15 protein-coding genes are annotated in these 14322 nt (G+C 70.4%); 5 read left to right on the forward strand and 10 right to left on the reverse strand.

Annotated elements, in window-relative coordinates:
• The first annotated feature begins 66 nt into the window (after nt 1-66).
• Nucleotides 67-1989, forward strand: a complete 1923-nt coding sequence (locus ASE25_RS18890; protein WP_056777755.1) for an ABC transporter ATP-binding protein — start codon at nt 67-69, stop codon at nt 1987-1989.
• A gap of 13 nt (nt 1990-2002) precedes the next feature.
• Here ASE25_RS18890 and ASE25_RS23285 read toward each other — a convergent pair whose 3' ends face one another.
• From ASE25_RS23285 to ASE25_RS18915, 5 genes are all read right to left on the reverse strand, one after another.
• A complete protein-coding gene (locus ASE25_RS23285) occupies nt 2003-2572 on the reverse strand; it encodes a hypothetical protein (RefSeq protein WP_056827006.1) in 570 nt (189 codons plus the stop codon).
• Between the two features lie 19 nt (nt 2573-2591).
• Nucleotides 2592-2957 carry a VOC family protein gene (locus ASE25_RS18900; RefSeq protein ID WP_056776826.1) on the reverse strand — a complete coding sequence of 122 codons (366 nt, stop codon included), beginning with the start codon at nt 2955-2957 and terminating at the stop codon, nt 2592-2594.
• 82 nt (nt 2958-3039) lie between these two features.
• Nucleotides 3040-3840 (reverse strand): SURF1 family protein, encoded by an 801-nt coding sequence (locus ASE25_RS18905; RefSeq protein WP_056827007.1) that lies wholly within the window; start codon nt 3838-3840, stop codon nt 3040-3042.
• Nucleotides 3841-3995: 155 nt separating this feature from the next.
• Entirely contained in the window at nt 3996-5333 is a 1338-nt protein-coding gene (locus ASE25_RS18910; RefSeq protein WP_056827008.1) for an MFS transporter, read from the reverse strand.
• Entirely contained in the window at nt 5330-6004 is a 675-nt protein-coding gene (locus ASE25_RS18915) for a helix-turn-helix domain-containing protein (RefSeq protein WP_056827009.1), read from the reverse strand. Before ASE25_RS18915 ends, ASE25_RS18910 begins: the two co-directional genes overlap by 4 nt.
• A gap of 226 nt (nt 6005-6230) precedes the next feature.
• Between ASE25_RS18915 and ASE25_RS18920 the strand changes: the two genes are divergently transcribed.
• The 4 genes from ASE25_RS18920 (at nt 6231) to ASE25_RS18935 (ending at nt 9605) form a co-directional block, all read left to right on the forward strand.
• Complete coding sequence (locus ASE25_RS18920; RefSeq protein WP_056827010.1) at nt 6231-6785, forward strand: hypothetical protein; 555 nt, start codon at nt 6231-6233, stop codon at nt 6783-6785.
• 201 nt (nt 6786-6986) lie between these two features.
• Entirely contained in the window at nt 6987-7343 is a 357-nt protein-coding gene (locus tag ASE25_RS18925; RefSeq protein ID WP_056827011.1) for a nuclear transport factor 2 family protein, read from the forward strand.
• Between the two features lie 232 nt (nt 7344-7575).
• Nucleotides 7576-8598: a GTP 3',8-cyclase MoaA gene (gene moaA, locus ASE25_RS18930; RefSeq protein ID WP_056827012.1), complete on the forward strand. Its 1023-nt coding sequence runs from the start codon at nt 7576-7578 to the stop codon at nt 8596-8598.
• A gap of 92 nt (nt 8599-8690) precedes the next feature.
• Entirely contained in the window at nt 8691-9605 is a 915-nt protein-coding gene (locus ASE25_RS18935) for a bifunctional 2-polyprenyl-6-hydroxyphenol methylase/3-demethylubiquinol 3-O-methyltransferase UbiG (RefSeq protein WP_082619839.1), read from the forward strand.
• A gap of 3 nt (nt 9606-9608) precedes the next feature.
• Here the strand turns inward: ASE25_RS18935 and ASE25_RS18940 are convergent, their stop codons facing one another.
• The 5 genes from ASE25_RS18940 to ASE25_RS18960 are packed head-to-tail and all read right to left on the reverse strand — an operon-like array spanning nt 9609 to nt 14304.
• The gene (locus tag ASE25_RS18940) at nt 9609-10040 is read right to left on the reverse strand and encodes a VOC family protein (RefSeq protein WP_056827013.1); all 432 of its coding nucleotides are present in this window, start codon (nt 10038-10040) and stop codon (nt 9609-9611) included.
• Nucleotides 10040-10255, reverse strand: coding sequence for a hypothetical protein (locus tag ASE25_RS18945; protein ID WP_056827014.1), 216 nt, complete (start codon nt 10253-10255; stop codon nt 10040-10042). The genes ASE25_RS18940 and ASE25_RS18945 overlap by 1 nt, the downstream gene beginning before the upstream one ends.
• Nucleotides 10252-11442 carry a hypothetical protein gene (locus ASE25_RS18950; RefSeq protein ID WP_056827015.1) on the reverse strand — a complete coding sequence of 397 codons (1191 nt, stop codon included), beginning with the start codon at nt 11440-11442 and terminating at the stop codon, nt 10252-10254. Before ASE25_RS18950 ends, ASE25_RS18945 begins: the two co-directional genes overlap by 4 nt.
• On the reverse strand, nt 11439-12653 hold the full coding sequence (locus tag ASE25_RS18955; RefSeq protein ID WP_056827016.1) for an MBOAT family O-acyltransferase: 1215 nt from the start codon (nt 12651-12653) through the stop codon (nt 11439-11441). The genes ASE25_RS18950 and ASE25_RS18955 overlap by 4 nt, the downstream gene beginning before the upstream one ends.
• Nucleotides 12646-14304 carry an HAD family hydrolase gene (locus tag ASE25_RS18960; protein WP_056827017.1) on the reverse strand — a complete coding sequence of 553 codons (1659 nt, stop codon included), beginning with the start codon at nt 14302-14304 and terminating at the stop codon, nt 12646-12648. The genes ASE25_RS18955 and ASE25_RS18960 overlap by 8 nt, the downstream gene beginning before the upstream one ends.
• Nucleotides 14305-14322: the final 18 nt, after the last annotated feature.

Consider the following 14322-nt stretch of genomic DNA (forward strand, 5'->3'; position numbering starts at 1 on the left):
TCGGGGGAATCGCTGTCGGTCCCTCGGGGTTGGATCAAGGGACTGAAGGAGGTCTGTGCCGTGGGCATGCAGCCGTGGATGGCGATGCGATCGATGTCGCGCGACTCGTCGGTGGCCGAACGGACCCTGTCGCCGGGCACCCGTCGCCGGGTCCTGACGTACGCCGCGCCGTACCGCCGCGCGATCATCGCGTTCCTCGCGGTCGTCGTCGTCGACTCGGTGCTCGTCGTCACGGTGCCGCTGCTGATCAAGAGCCTCGTCGACGACGGAGTCATCCCCAAGGACTCGTCCGTCGTCGTCCGGCTCTCGCTCGTCGTCGCGGTGATCGCCATCGCCGACGCCGTCCTGACGGTCATCTCGCGGTGGTACTCCTCCCGCATCGGTGAGGGTCTGATCAACGACCTGCGCACCCAGGTCTTCGCACACGTGCTGCGCCAGCCGATCGCCTTCTTCACCCGCGCGCAGACCGGCTCGCTGGTCTCCCGGCTCAACAACGACGTCGTCGGCGCCCAGCAGGCGTTCACGTCCGTGCTGTCCAACGTCGTCTCCAACATCGTGTCGGTGGTGCTCGTCATCGCGGCGATGCTCGCCCTGTCGTGGCAGCTGACGCTGGGCTCGCTGCTGCTCGTGCCGCTCTTCCTCATCCCGGCCAAGCTCATGGGCCAGCGGCTCGCGAGCCTCGCGCACCGCCAGATGACGCTCAACGCCGACATGGGCACGCGGATGACCGAGCGCTTCAACGTCGCCGGTGCGCTGCTCGTCAAGCTCTTCGGCAATCCCGCCCGTGAGGGGGCCGAGTACGCCGAGCGCGCCGGCCGGGTCCGCGACATCGGCATCCAGATCGCGCTCAACCGCACGATCTTCATGGCCGCTCTCACCCTCGTCGCGGCGCTGGCCACCGCGATGATCTACGGCTTCGGTGGCGTCATGGCCGTCAACGGCACGCTCTCCGTCGGCACGCTGCTGGCCCTGGCCGCGCTGCTCGCCCGCCTCTACGGCCCGCTGACGTCGCTGTCCAACGTCCGGGTCGACATCATGACGGCGCTCATCTCCTTCGAGCGCGTCTTCGAGGTGCTCGACCTCGAGCCGCTCGTCAAGGAGCGGCCCGGTGCCGTCGACCTGCCCAGCGGACCCCTCGGGGTCGAGCTCGACCACGTCGCGTTCCGCTACCCGTCCGCCGACGAGGTGTCGCTCGCCTCCCTCGAGTCCGTGGCGTCGGGTGACCGCCGCGGCAGCGGCGTCGTGCTCCACGACGTCACCGTCTCGGCTCCCTCCGGCCACCTCGTCGCGCTCGTCGGACCCTCGGGTGCCGGCAAGACGACCCTGACGTCGCTCGTGTCCCGGCTCTACGACCCGAGCGAGGGCGTCGTGCGCATCGGTGGCCTCGACCTGCGTGACGTCGCGATGACCTCGCTGCGCGACCGCGTCGGGGTCGTGACCCAGGAGGCCCACCTCTTCCACGACACGATCCGGGCCAACCTGCTCTACGCCCGGCCCGACGCCACCGACGACGAGATCCACGCGGCCCTCCGGGCCGCCCAGATCAGCGACCTCGTCGCGGAGCTCCCGGAGGGTCTCGACACCGTCGTCGGCGACCGCGGTCACCGGCTCAGCGGCGGCGAGAAGCAGCGGCTCGCCATCGCGCGCCTGCTGCTCAAGGCGCCCGACGTCGTCGTGCTCGACGAGGCGACGGCCCACCTCGACTCCGAGTCGGAGGTCGCGGTGCAGCGGGCGCTCGACGCGGCCCTCGAGGGGCGCACCTCGATCGTCATCGCCCACCGGCTCTCGACGATCCGCCAGGCCGACCTCATCGTCGTGCTCGACCACGGCCGCGTCGTCGAGACCGGCCGGCACTCCGAGCTGCTCGCGGCGGGTGGCCTGTACGCCGACCTCCACGCGACGCAGTTCGACGACCAGACCGTCGAGCGGCCCGGGCGAGCCGAACGAGAGCTCACGGCGCTGGAGCGCGACGCGCTCGACCACGTCTGACACTGCCGTCGGGTCAGGCGCGGTGGCGCACCAGCCGTTCCTCGAGTCCGACGGCGAGGCCGGCCACGGTGACGAGGTCCACGAGGCCGCCGAGGCTTCGGGCCAGCCGCCGGTGACGCACCGGGCCGAGGCGGAGCCGCAGGTGGACCCGGGTACGGTCGCCGTCGGCCCGCTGCAGCCGGAGGCACCACGTCAGGTCGGTGCGGCCTCGGGTGGAGGCGAAGAGCAGGTGTGAGGCCGGTTCGAGCTCGACGACCGTGAAGGTCGCGTCGGCACCGCCCCAGTCGGGGATGACGTCGCCGACCGCGAGCGCCTGGAGGGCTGGGTCGAGGTGACGGACGGCCCGGCGCGACCGCGGGACGGCTCGCTCGACGGTCCGCGGGAGGTACCAGCCGGCGCGCCGCTTGCCGAGCTGGAGGAGCCACGGCCAGACCCGCTCGGGCGAGCCCGACACGGTGAAGGCCCGGTCCATGACGACGTCGGCGGGCACGAGGGCGTCGCCGGGCAGCTGGGCCCGCCGCTCGGCGACGGTCGGTCGGGCGAGCAGCCGGAGGTGGTCAGGCGCGGAGTCGCCGGTGGTCATCGTCGTGCCGCGGGCCCGCTCATCGCGAGAGCTGCTGGAGCGCCCACGTGTTGCCGTCCGGGTCGCTGAGGTGTGCGTACTTGACGCCACCCATGTCCTGGACCTCTGAGACGTCGACCCCGTTGCCGGTCAGCATCTCCCGCGCCTCGTCGATGTCATCGACGACGAGGTGCAGGTTCTGCACGCGCGGCGCGTCGGGCGCGCTCATCCCGACGCCGATGACGATCGAGCAGCTCGACCCCGGCGGCGTCAGCTGCACGACGCGCATGCCGTTGCCCGGCTCGACGTCGTGGTCGAGGACGAAGCCCATGCCCTCGGTGTAGAACGCCAAACTGGCGTCGACGTCGGTGGTCGGAAGCGGGACGAGTTCCAGGCGCATGTCCATGCGGGCTCCTCTGAAGTGGTGACGGCGTGCTCGGACGTCGACCTTCTCATCCGGGAGGCTGTGCGCGGGGGAGGGCTCGTCCTCAGGCGTCCTCCTCGTCCCAGATGCGCACCTTCTTCGGCTTGACGGGAGCCGCGTCGGGTCCAACCGTCCCGGCGCGCCGGGTCGCAGCCTCCCCCCGGATGGCGAAGAAGATGAAGACGACCCCGCCGGGCATGAAGAGCCACCACTGGTAGGCATACGCCTGGTGGGGACCCAGGTCCTCCTCGGGGCGAGGCAGCAGACGCAGCGGGTGCTCGCCCGCGGTTGCGGTCGGCACCTGCGCGCCGAGGACGACGTACGCGTCCACCGGGCTCAGCGACGGCACCTGCGTCCGCGCGTCGGCGATGTTGATGCTCGCCATCTGGGGCCGAGGCAGGTCGCGGCCGAGGCTCACCTCGCCGGTGCGCAGCCACCCGGTGATCTGCACCGGGCCGGAGGGCGGCGGGTCGACGGGCGGACTGGTCTCGGCGTCGTCCGCGTTGGGCACCCAGCCCCGGTCGACGAGGAGCGTCAGGTCGCCCGTCTGCATCGGCGTCAGCACCTCGAAACCCACCGTCGCGTCGAGCGTCCGGTTGCGGACGAGCAGGTCGGGGCCGGCGGCATACGTGCCCGTCAGCGCGACCCGGGTCCACTGCCGCTCCGCCGGGATCGGCGTCGCGACCATGGGGGGAGCGAAGGCGACCGGTGCAGCGCCGTAGTTGCGGGCGATGGCATCGACCTTGGTCCGCTGCTCGACATGGCGGTGCCACTGCCACAGGCCGAGGTAGAAGCAGGCGACCCCGAAGAGGACCGCGACGAGGGTCCAGAGCAGCCAGCGCCGCGTCAGCCAGAGTCGAAGCACGGATCGACGGTACCCGGCCCAGGGGGGACCCGAGTACCGGCCCGTCTCTGACCTGCGGTGACGTCACGCGGCCGCTCCCGGTCCGCAGAGCGTCCCCAGGAGGGCCAACGGCCACGGCGACGGTGTTCACGCGTCCGGTCGCCGGAGCCTGGCGCTCAGCGCGAGGGTTCTGGCTGCCGGCCGGTCGCCCAGCTGGTCTCGTCGGCGACCTCGTGGTCCGGCAACGGCGCGGTGACGGTAGGCGGGTCCGCCAGCACCGTGCCCGCGACGACGTCCGGGTCCGCGGGCGCCTCGGAACCCGCAGTCATGGTCAGCCGGCCCCGCAACGTGAGTGCGAGGTACCCGGCGGCGACGAACGTGCCAAGGGTCATCAGCGCGAAGATGGCGCGGTAGTCCAGCAGCGTCACGAGCAGGGCACCGGTGGCGATCGAGAGGGCCTGTGGGGTGGTGGTCAGCACCTCCACCGACGTGCTGACCCGCCCCATCAGCCGGCCCGGGGTGCGCTTCTGGAGCAGAGTGTTGAACGCGACGATGACCAGCGGGAGACCGGCACCGAGGACGGCGACGGTGACCAGGAGCTCCCAGGTCTGTTGCGCCGCCACGACCCCGGCGAGGCCCAGGGAGGTGACCAGCAGACCGACGATCACGGTGGCCGGCTCGCCGAACCGCCGGACGATCCTGCTGGCCAAGAGTCCGGAGGCGACCGCGCCGGCCCCTTGCACGGTGAGCAGCGGGCCCACGAAGGTGACCGGCTTGTCGAAGGCCTCCACGACGGCGTACACCGCGGACTCGGCGAACCCGATCACCAGCAGCGCCAGGGCCAGCGCGAGCGTGGTGTGCAGGAGCACCGGGGTCCGGCGGATGAAGGTCGCCCCCTCGACGACCTCGGCGCGCCAGTGCTGCGGCTGCCCTGCCGGCTCGGGCCGGTCGCCCGCCCGGAGCCCGGCGATGGCCACGGCCGCGCACAGGAAGGTGGCCGCGTCGACCATCGCCACCGCGCCGCCCCCGACGAACGCGAAGGTGGCGGCTCCCAGCAGCGGACCGACCAGACGCAGCGCCTCGCGGGTCACGCTCAGCGAGGCGTTCGCCTCCACCAGCACGTCCTCGGCGAGCATCTCCTTGAGCAGGCCGTTGAGTGCGGCGGGCACCACGACGAAGGAGGTGCCGTAGCAGAAGGCGACGGCGTACACGATCCACACGTCGCCGGCGTCGTGCACCAGGAGCAGGGGCAGCATCATCGCGGCCGACGCGACGTTGGCGACCACCAGGAACGTGCGCCTGGCGACCCGGTCCACGATGTAGCCGAACAGCGGTGCCAGCAGGGCGGGGGCCGTCATCCACAGGAAGGTCAGCCCAGCTGCTCCGTTCGAGCCGGTGAGGGTCTTCACCCACATGCTCAGCACGATCAGCATCAGCGAGTCGCCGAACATGCTGGCCGTCAGACCGGCGAAGAGCCGGCCGAACCCGGGTGTGCGGAAGGTGGTCCGGATCATCGCGTGGTCTCCTCGCTCGAGTGGGTGTGTGCGGTGGCGCGGGACGGCTCGGGCGGCGTGGCGCCGTCGGCCGGGACCGGCCGGAGACGGTGCGGGCCGCTCGGCACCAGCCAGCCGACCAGGGACACCAACCGGGCGTCGTCGGGTCGGTGCTCGGGATGGCCGGACCGGTCGAGGTGCTGCTGCAGCAGGTCGGTGAGCTCCCGCTTGAGCCCCTGCGCCTCCTCGACCGTCAGCCAGAGCTGGGACTGCACCAGACCGGTGGCCTCGCGCCAGGGCGCCGGCTCGCTGTCTCGGGCCGCGCGGGCCGCCCGGAAGCGCTGCAGCTCCCGCTCGAGGACCATGTCGGTGAGGGCGTCCGCGGCCATCCGGTCCGTGGGGTCGGGGTCCGTCACGCCCTCCACGTCGTCGCCCCACTCGAGCCCGTCGCTGACCGCCTGCCAAGGCCGGTTGCGGCCGGTGCCGCCGCGGGCCTCGCGGACGAAGCCGTGCTCGGCGAGCTTGCGCAGGTGCCAGGAGCAGTTGGACGGAGACTCGGAGAGCAGCGCCGCCGCCTGGCTGGCAGTGAGCGGCCCCTCGGTGACCAAGGCGCCCAGCAGGGCCATCCGAAGCGGGTGGGCGAGCGCCTTCAGGGCGTCGGCATCGGTGACGCGGCGGCGGGTCGGTGGCATGTGATGAAACTACTCTTTCGAAAGGGGTCTTTCAATACGTTCCCTTCGATGAGTTTCTCGGCGTGTTCACGTCTGAGCGCCCGCTCCTGGCCAGAGAGCGCGGCGGATGACTTCGACCCGGCCGATCCCGAGCTCGGACGCGCAGCTCACCGATGCCGCGCCGTGGATCGAGGCCCGTCGTCAGAGGCGCGCGGGTAGGCTGGCACGACGAGCTGAAGGAGCGGTCATGAACCTTCAAGGCAGGCTGCGGCGCTTGATTCCGCACCAGTCCGACGACAGCGGATCAGAGGCCGAGGTGGCCCTGGACATGGCCAAGTACAAGTACTTGCTCCGAGTCTCAACGCCGCAGGTGTTCGACCTCGTCCACGCCGAGGTGTTCGCTCAGCTCCCCGTCGCCACGCGTGAAGCGGTGTACCGGCGCCTGTGTCGTGACGTGCCCGAAGAGCACAGGCCGACGAGCGCTGACCCGGAAGAGCTGGCCCGCGCCGCCGCCCGCGCGCAGGACGACGACCCGGTGTACCTGCTGCGAGTTCTCCGACGGCCGGGCGGAGCACCTGGAAGCGCGCCCGAGCCCGCGGGCAAGCATCGTGCGGACACCACCACGTATGGCGCTTCCGTGCTCGAAGCCGCGGCGCGAACGGCAGCTGCGTCCCCGGCCGCTGCGGAGGCGCTGCTCGGGTTTGACACGTCGCTGGAGGCCGCGCAGATCAACCCGACACACTCCGTCCCTCGGCTGACAGGCGGGGACCACAGCGCGCCACGTGCGGACTGGCAGCCGTAGCACCAGCCGGTGCTGTTCAGCGGACGACCGACGTGACACGAGCACCTCGCCGCCTCTCGTCCGTCGCGATCGCACGCGCGACGATCGGTACGTGGTCAGGCACCCCCAGATGGCCTCGGGCGCAGCGGACTGTGGCGGAGCAGCAGTAGCCGGAGCACACTGAGTGGGCCCTTCCATCATTTCCCGAAGCAGGGAGCCCGGATGTCGACCGACGACACGAGCCAGACGATGTCCGCCTACTTCACAGCCCTCGGTAAGGGCCGCTTCCAGCAGTTCTTCACCGACGACGTCACGTGGACCACGATTCAGAGCGGCGCGGTAGTCCGCGGTGCTGGGGCCGTGGAAGAGGCCATCAACGGGTTGCACGCTCGCATGCCGGATCTGAGCACACGTCGACTGGTGTCCGCCCAGGGCGTCGCCTACCTCGAAGGAACGTGCGCCGGCACCGACGGCGGGGAACGCCTTCCCTTCTGCGTCGCCTACGACCTGTCGGCAGATCGGATCGACGCGATGCGCGCCTATGGCAACATCGCCTCCCTCATGCCCCCGTCGCCGTAGCAGAGCTCCACCAGGAATCAGGGACGCTGGGCAATGACGGCAGCGGCGCCGTCGGTCTCGGGCTGACGCACCGTGCAGTCCGCAACGAGTCCGGAGGAGCTCCGACGGCGGCCCGGCGCCGTCGTCCTGACCAACGAGCCAGACGTCACATCACCGCAGTTCAGAGGCCTGGGGCAACATCGGCACCACCAGCAGACCGGGTCGCAGCAATACCCGGCCTAGAGTGGAGCACATGACCCGCCTTCCCGACCCGAGCGTCCGACCGGCAGGGCTGGCCGACCAGTTCGGGCGCCGGGCCCGCGACCTGCGCGTGTCGGTCACCGACCGCTGCAACCTGCGCTGCACCTACTGCATGCCCGCCGAGGGCCTGCCGTGGATGCCCAAGACCGAGATGCTGACGGACGAGGAGATGCTGCGGGTCATCGGCGTCTTCGTGCGCGACGGCATCACGCAGGTCCGCCTCACCGGAGGCGAGCCGCTCCTGCGCCGATCGCTCGTCGAGCTCGTCGCCGGCATCGCGGCCCTCGAGCCGCGTCCCAAGATCGCGATGACGACGAACGGCGTCGGCCTCGAGCGCGTCGCCATCGGGCTCAAGGAGGCCGGCCTCGACCGGGTCAACGTCAGCCTCGACACCATCGACTCGGAGACCTTCACGCAGCTGACCCGTCGCGACCGCCTCGCCGACGTCGAGGCGGGCCTCAAGGCCGCGTCGGACGCCGGCCTGACGCCGGTCAAGGTCAACGCGGTCGCGATGCGCGGCATCAACGACGAGTCGGTCGCCGACGTGCTCGCGTGGTGCCTCGAGCGCGGCTACGAGCTGCGCTTCATCGAGCAGATGCCGCTCGACGCCCAGCACGCCTGGGACCGGACGCAGATGATCTCCGCCGACGAGATCCGCGAGCGCCTGTCGCAGCGCTGGGAGCTGACGCCCCTGCCGGCCGCCGACCGGGGGAGTGCCCCCGCCGAGCGGTTCCTCGTCGACGGCGGCCCCGAGACCGTCGGGATCATCGCCAGCGTCAGTGCGCCGTTCTGCGCGGCCTGCGACCGCACGCGGCTCACCGCCGACGGACAGGTGCGCAACTGCCTCTTCTCGACGACCGAGACCGACCTGCGTGGGCCCCTGCGCGAGGGCGCGACCGACGACGAGCTGCTCGGCCTGATCCGGGGCGAGATGTGGCGCAAGCGCCGCGGCCACGGGATCGGCGACCCGGACTTCGTCCAGCCCGACCGACCCATGTCCGCCATCGGCGGCTGACGGGACCTGCTCCAGTCCCCCTCACGGGCGTGGCACGTGGAGCGGTCGCGTCGGCCCCGATTTCGCGCCGGACGACGCTAGCGTGACCGTCCATGAGTGACTCACAACAGTTGGTCGGCAAACTCGTCGACAGCGTCATCGACCAGTTCCCCGTCCACCGGGGCTTCCTGGAGCAGGCGGTCGAAGGAGCCACCGAGGACGAGCGCGACCGCCTCGGCAGCTACCTGCGCTTCTGCCTGTCCAAGGGTTTGTCGCTCGAGTACCTCGCCGAGAGCTACCTGACGATCCTCGGGGACACCCTTGACGAGCAGGAGTACTTCCGCCGGCACGGGCACTACCGACACTCGACGTTCGCCGACGTGGCCGAGTCGGTCTACCACGACCGTGACTACATGGACCGCTACATGTACGGCTTGGCCATCACCACGTTCCTCTGGCCCAACCACGTCGAGATGTCGCGCTTCCTGCGGCGGTCGCTGCCCCGCGACCGTGGCGGCCGCTACCTGGAGGTGGGTCCGGGCCACGGGTTCCTGCTCATGGCGGCGATCGAGACCGGGTCCTTCGACGACTTCCTGGGTGTCGACCTGTCGCCCGCGAGCGTCGAGCAGACCAGGACGATCGTCGAACACTTCCACCCCGACGCCCCGGTGCGCGTCGAGCTGCGCGACTTCCTCACCGCCGACGACCTCGCGCCGTCGTCCTTCGACGCAGTCGTCATGGGTGAGGTGCTCGAGCACGTCGAGCAGCCCGAGGTGTTCCTCCGGCGGATCGCGGACCTTGCGAAACCGGGAGCGTTCATCTTCGTCACGACGTGCGTCAACGCGCCGGCGGTCGACCACATCTACCTGTGGCGCACGACGGACGAGCTCGAGTCGATGATCTCCGACAGCGGGCTCTCGATCGTCGAGCCGCTGCGGCTGCCCTACGAGGGCAAGACCCTCGATCAGTCCCGCGACGAGCAGCTGCCGATCAACGTGGCGTACGTCCTGGCCAAGGCGGGCGCCTGACCGTCACCGCTTCGCGCCCATGAGCTCGACGACGAGACCGGTCCGGCGCTGGACGAAGGCGATGGTGGCATCGAACGTCACGGCATACGTCGGCGGGACGAGCAGCAGCGCGTCGTTGTCGAGCTCGCGGGCGAGTGAGGCGTCGAGGTCCTCGACCCAGAAGCACAGGTGGTCGAGACCCCCACCGCGCTGGAGCCGTGAGGTGACCGGCGAGTCCGCACCCTCGAGCGGGGCCACGAGCTCGATGTCGACCCCCTCGGGAAGCCGGATCAGTGCGCAGATGACGCCGAGGGTCGGGTCGTCCGTCGGGCCGACGACGAGCCGGCCCCCGGCCTCCTCGAAGCGTCTGATCGCACCCTTCATCGCGGCGACGACATAGCCGACGTGGTGCAGTCGCGGCGTCGGGTCGAGGCCCTGTGAGACGTCGCGCTCCATCAGTAGCCGCCGTAGACGAAGCGGATCGCGTTGCTCGAGGCCCACGCCACGACGACGAGCACGGCCGCGATGCCGAGTCCGATCGCCAGCTCGACGGCCAGTCGGCTCGCGAGCCGGGTAGCGCGGCGGCTACCCCCGGTGGGTACGGCGGTCTCGGAGCCACCGTCGTCCACCGGGTCAGCCCCCGGCGCCTCGGGGGTCGGGGTGTCGCTCATGGTGCCTCACAGTCTGCCTGCCGGCCCGTGGAGCGCAGCAGCGCGCACAGGTCGGTGCTGAGGACGGCAGCCTCGTTGCGGCCGTCATAGACGTGGACGATGTCGCGGTACTTCGTCGGCGGCACCCGGTCCTGGAGTCCCTGCGGGTCGAAGCGAACGCTGCTCGTGGTCTGCCCGGCCGTCGCCGCGGCGAGCTGGGCACGGAGCTGGTCGACGTAGCCACGGGCGTCGGGCTGTGCGTAGACCGTCGGGTTGATGCCGTGGACGTAGAAGTACGTCGGGACGCCGGCTGTGCGCACCATCTCGAACATCTGCTGGAGGGCGGCGGTGTTGAGTGACGACCGCGACACCACTTCGCGCTCGATGGTGTTGAGCTGGATGCTCGCGAGATCCTTCGTCGGTCGGCTGGAGGCGAAGCGCGAGGCCCAGAAGTCCACGGGCCGGCGCTCCGCGAGTGCGGCGAGCCCAGTGGCGCGTGACTTCGGTGTCTGGACGACGTCGAGGAACGAGAGCGTGGAGGTCTGCTCCGTCAGGTCGAGGCCCCACTCGAAGCGGTCGCCGACCAATGGCGGGCTGGCGGCGGACAGGACGCGCCAGCCGACGTCACCGGGGCTGAGGAAGGACGCTGCGAGAACCCATCGCGACGGGGGCCAGAGGCTGCCCCGGGCGAGTGCGCCGTCGAGGTAGTCCCACTGCTGCGGCGCGAGATCGTTGAGCACCCAGACGGGGTTGAGGCTGATGACCACGAGGTCGGGCTTGCTCGCGAGAGCCGACGACAGCGCGCTGACCTCATCGACGAGCCTGATCGCGTCGAGGTAGTAGAGGTCGGTCGAGACGACCTTGCCATCGACGCGCCCAAGGCGTTCGCTGACCAGTCCCGGAATGAAGGCGCGGGTCTTGGGCCCTACCGCCTGGGTCTCCGACCCGCCGATCCAGGCCACCTTGAAGTTCTTGCCCTTCGGCGTCGGATCGAAGCCGCGGGGGTCACCGAACGCCAGGGACACGTTGCGCACCTGCCGGGTCGCGAGGGCCTGGTCGTCCCGCTGTCCGGGGCGCGGCTCCACGACGATGCCGGCTACGACGAGGGCGGCGACGGCGAACGTCGCGATGCGCACGATCGACCAGCGGGTCACGTCGAAGCCGACCCGGTCGTGCAGGAACGCGAGCAGACGGTCGGCGAGGATCACAGCAACCTCCCGTAGAAGTCGCCCAGCGACCCGAGCTCGACCATGAGCAGGGGCAGGCTGAGCAGGTAGAAGACGAAGAGCAGGACGTTGGCACCCGCCCGGCGTGCCAGGCCGCGGTGGTCGGGGACTGGGTGGCGGGCCACCCACCAACGATGACCGATGAGCCCCGCGGAGTGGTAGAGGCCGAAGATGACGAGGGGGATGGTGAGGTCGTGCCACAGCGCGATGACCATCATCGTCGCGACGATGGCGACGTACTGGGTCCGCGCGCGCATTCCCCCGAGCGGCACGAAGACGTTGCGTTGGGCGAACCTCGTCACGCTCATGTGCCAGGCATTCCAGAACGCCTGGGGGTTCGTCTTGAGGTAGGGGTTGTTGAAGTTGGGGGCGAGCCGGAAGCCGAAGATGCGTGCCGACCCGATGGCCATGTCGGAGAAGCCGGAGAAGTTGAAGTAGAAGTAGAAGGCGAACATCACGAGCTCGAGCCAGTAGTCGAGTGGCGAGCCGCTGCGCGTGGAGAGGGAGAAGACGTCCTGGCTGCCGCGCAGGAGGTAGGCGAGGACGAAGACCTTGAGCGCGCCGAGACCGATGGTGAGGATCCCGCTCAGGGTGTCGTTCGGGTCCCACCGGGCCCGCTCGTCGAGGCGCCGGTCGATCTCGGTGTACTCGATGACGGGACCGATGATGAGCACGGTGGGGAAGAAGCCGTACGCGAGCTGGTGGAGCGGCCGCAGTGGCGGCACGATCTCGAGGCGCACCTTGACGATCTGGTCGATGGCCCGGAACGTGGCGAAGCTGAGCCCGATGGGCAGGATGAGGTCGCGGACCCGATCGACGGCTCCGACCCATGGGCTGAGCCCGTCGACGAGCCCATTCATACCGACGTTGAACTCGACCACCGCCCATTCGGGGCGCAACTTCCACACGACGAGCGGGGCCAGGGTCAGCAGGACGAGCGTGGTCGTGAGGACCCAGCTCGACGGGCGGTCGCGCCATCGGGTCGCGGCGAGCTGCAGGACGTAGACGCCGAGCCAGAAGAGGACGTAGAAGGCGAGCAGCCGCGGCGCGATGAGGTAGAGGAGGTAGGCGCCCGCCAGGCCGAGCAGGAGACGGCGTGCCCATGCCCACGGCAGCAGGAAGTAGAGCGGGACCGCCACCACCATGAGGACCAGCAGGTCCGAGAAGTAGGCGAAGGGATCGCCGTCAAGCATCTCGCAGCACCGCAACGTGCTCGGGCGCCACTGACAACGGCAGCGATACCTCGTAGAGTCCCTCGCCGGTAGCCGTGAAGCCGCGGTCGGGGTAGAAGGCGGCGACCTGGCCGTTCTTTGAAGTCGGACGGTAGGACCCGCGCAGCATCGACGCCCCCGCCGTCACGGCGTCGTCCCCGATGCACTGGAGGATGGCGTCCTCCACGCCCCGACGCAGGACGCGACAACTCATGAGCAGCGTCTCGATCTCCCAGGCGTCGATGCCGCAATCAACCACGGCGACGGCGACGAGGCCGTAGCCGCCGAAGCGGTCGGTCACTTCGGCGGCATACACCCGGTGGGCCTGCGAGGTCACGAGCGCGGCTACCGCGGCTTCGTCGCGGCGCACGGTCGTGAGGTTGAACTGGTTCGTCTTGTTGATGAGCTGGGTGACGCGACCGACGTGCGCGGGCCCCGGCTCGAAGACGTGGACGCTGATCCCGAGAGAGGCGAGGAAGTCGGCGTGCGACGGCGCGCCCGCGGCCGCGGCACGCCGATCGCTCTCGCCCTTCATCATCTGGGTGCGAACGCGGTCCTCGCCGGAGACGCGTGCGAAGCGGAAAGCGGTGAGTCGTCGGGTGATCTCGGCGACCTCCTCCGGCTCGTCGCTGACCTTGACGAGGTCGACATGCGGCAAGCGCTGGCGTACCTCGTCGAGCTCGACGTCGTTGTCGTCGATGAAGACGAAACTGTCGACGCCGAGGCCTAGCTCGTCGGCGATGGCGCTGAGGTTGTCGGCCTTGCTGTTCCAGTCAACCCGCTGTGCCGCGAGGTGCTCCGAGCTGAGAGCCATGTCGCCGCCACGGCGGGCGAAGATCTCCTCGATGTCCGCGGCGTTGTTCTTGCTGACCAGGGCGATGAGCGCGCCGTGGGCGGCCTGGTAGACCAGGCCTTGCTGGAACGCGCGGTAGCCGCTGCCCGGGAAGCTGTCGCCGATGACGACGCCGTCGGGTCCGTCCTCGCCGACGATGCCCAGCCACAGCGTGTTGTCGGCGTCGACGGCCAGCACCTTCGGGGTCGGGCGACCGAGCGAGCCCAGGGCCTCGCCGAGGAGAGTGCCGAGCGCCTGCGCGAACGGGCGCGTGAGCGGCTGGTGGTACATCAGGTCGTTGCGGGAGTCGTAGGCGCGCGCGGTCCCGTGCAGCTGAAGCAGGGCGGCGAGGTCGACGAGGGTGACAGGCGCCTGACCGATGCCCTCCACGAACGCCTGGACGAGCTGGCCGTGCAGGACGGCGAGCCGCACGCTGCTCCGGGCGTCGAGCGGGTCCAGCCACACGAACGTCGGCGTCGGCGGTGTGCACGCCACGACCGGTATGGCGTGTGTGGCGGCCGCCTGCCCGACGAGCAGTCCCAGCTGGCGGACGTCCTCGCGCAGCCCCGCGGGGTCGGACTCGCGCACGACCCAGTCGACGAGCGCCGGTCCGAAGACGTCCTCGATGCGCCAGCACACGACGAGCTGGTCGGGCGGCTGCTCGAAGCTGGACTCGACGTCGAGGAGCGACTGGTGCACCTGGTTGAAGTCGGCCAGGCACACCTCGGACCCTGCTGGTGCGGCGGCGAGCAGCGGCGCGACCAGCAGGTGCGGGGTGAAGCTCGCGATGATGCCGATCATGGTGGGCTCGCCCGTCGC

Source organism: Terrabacter sp. Root85 (assembly GCF_001429185.1).
Classification (GTDB): Bacteria; Actinomycetota; Actinomycetes; order Actinomycetales; family Dermatophilaceae; genus Terrabacter.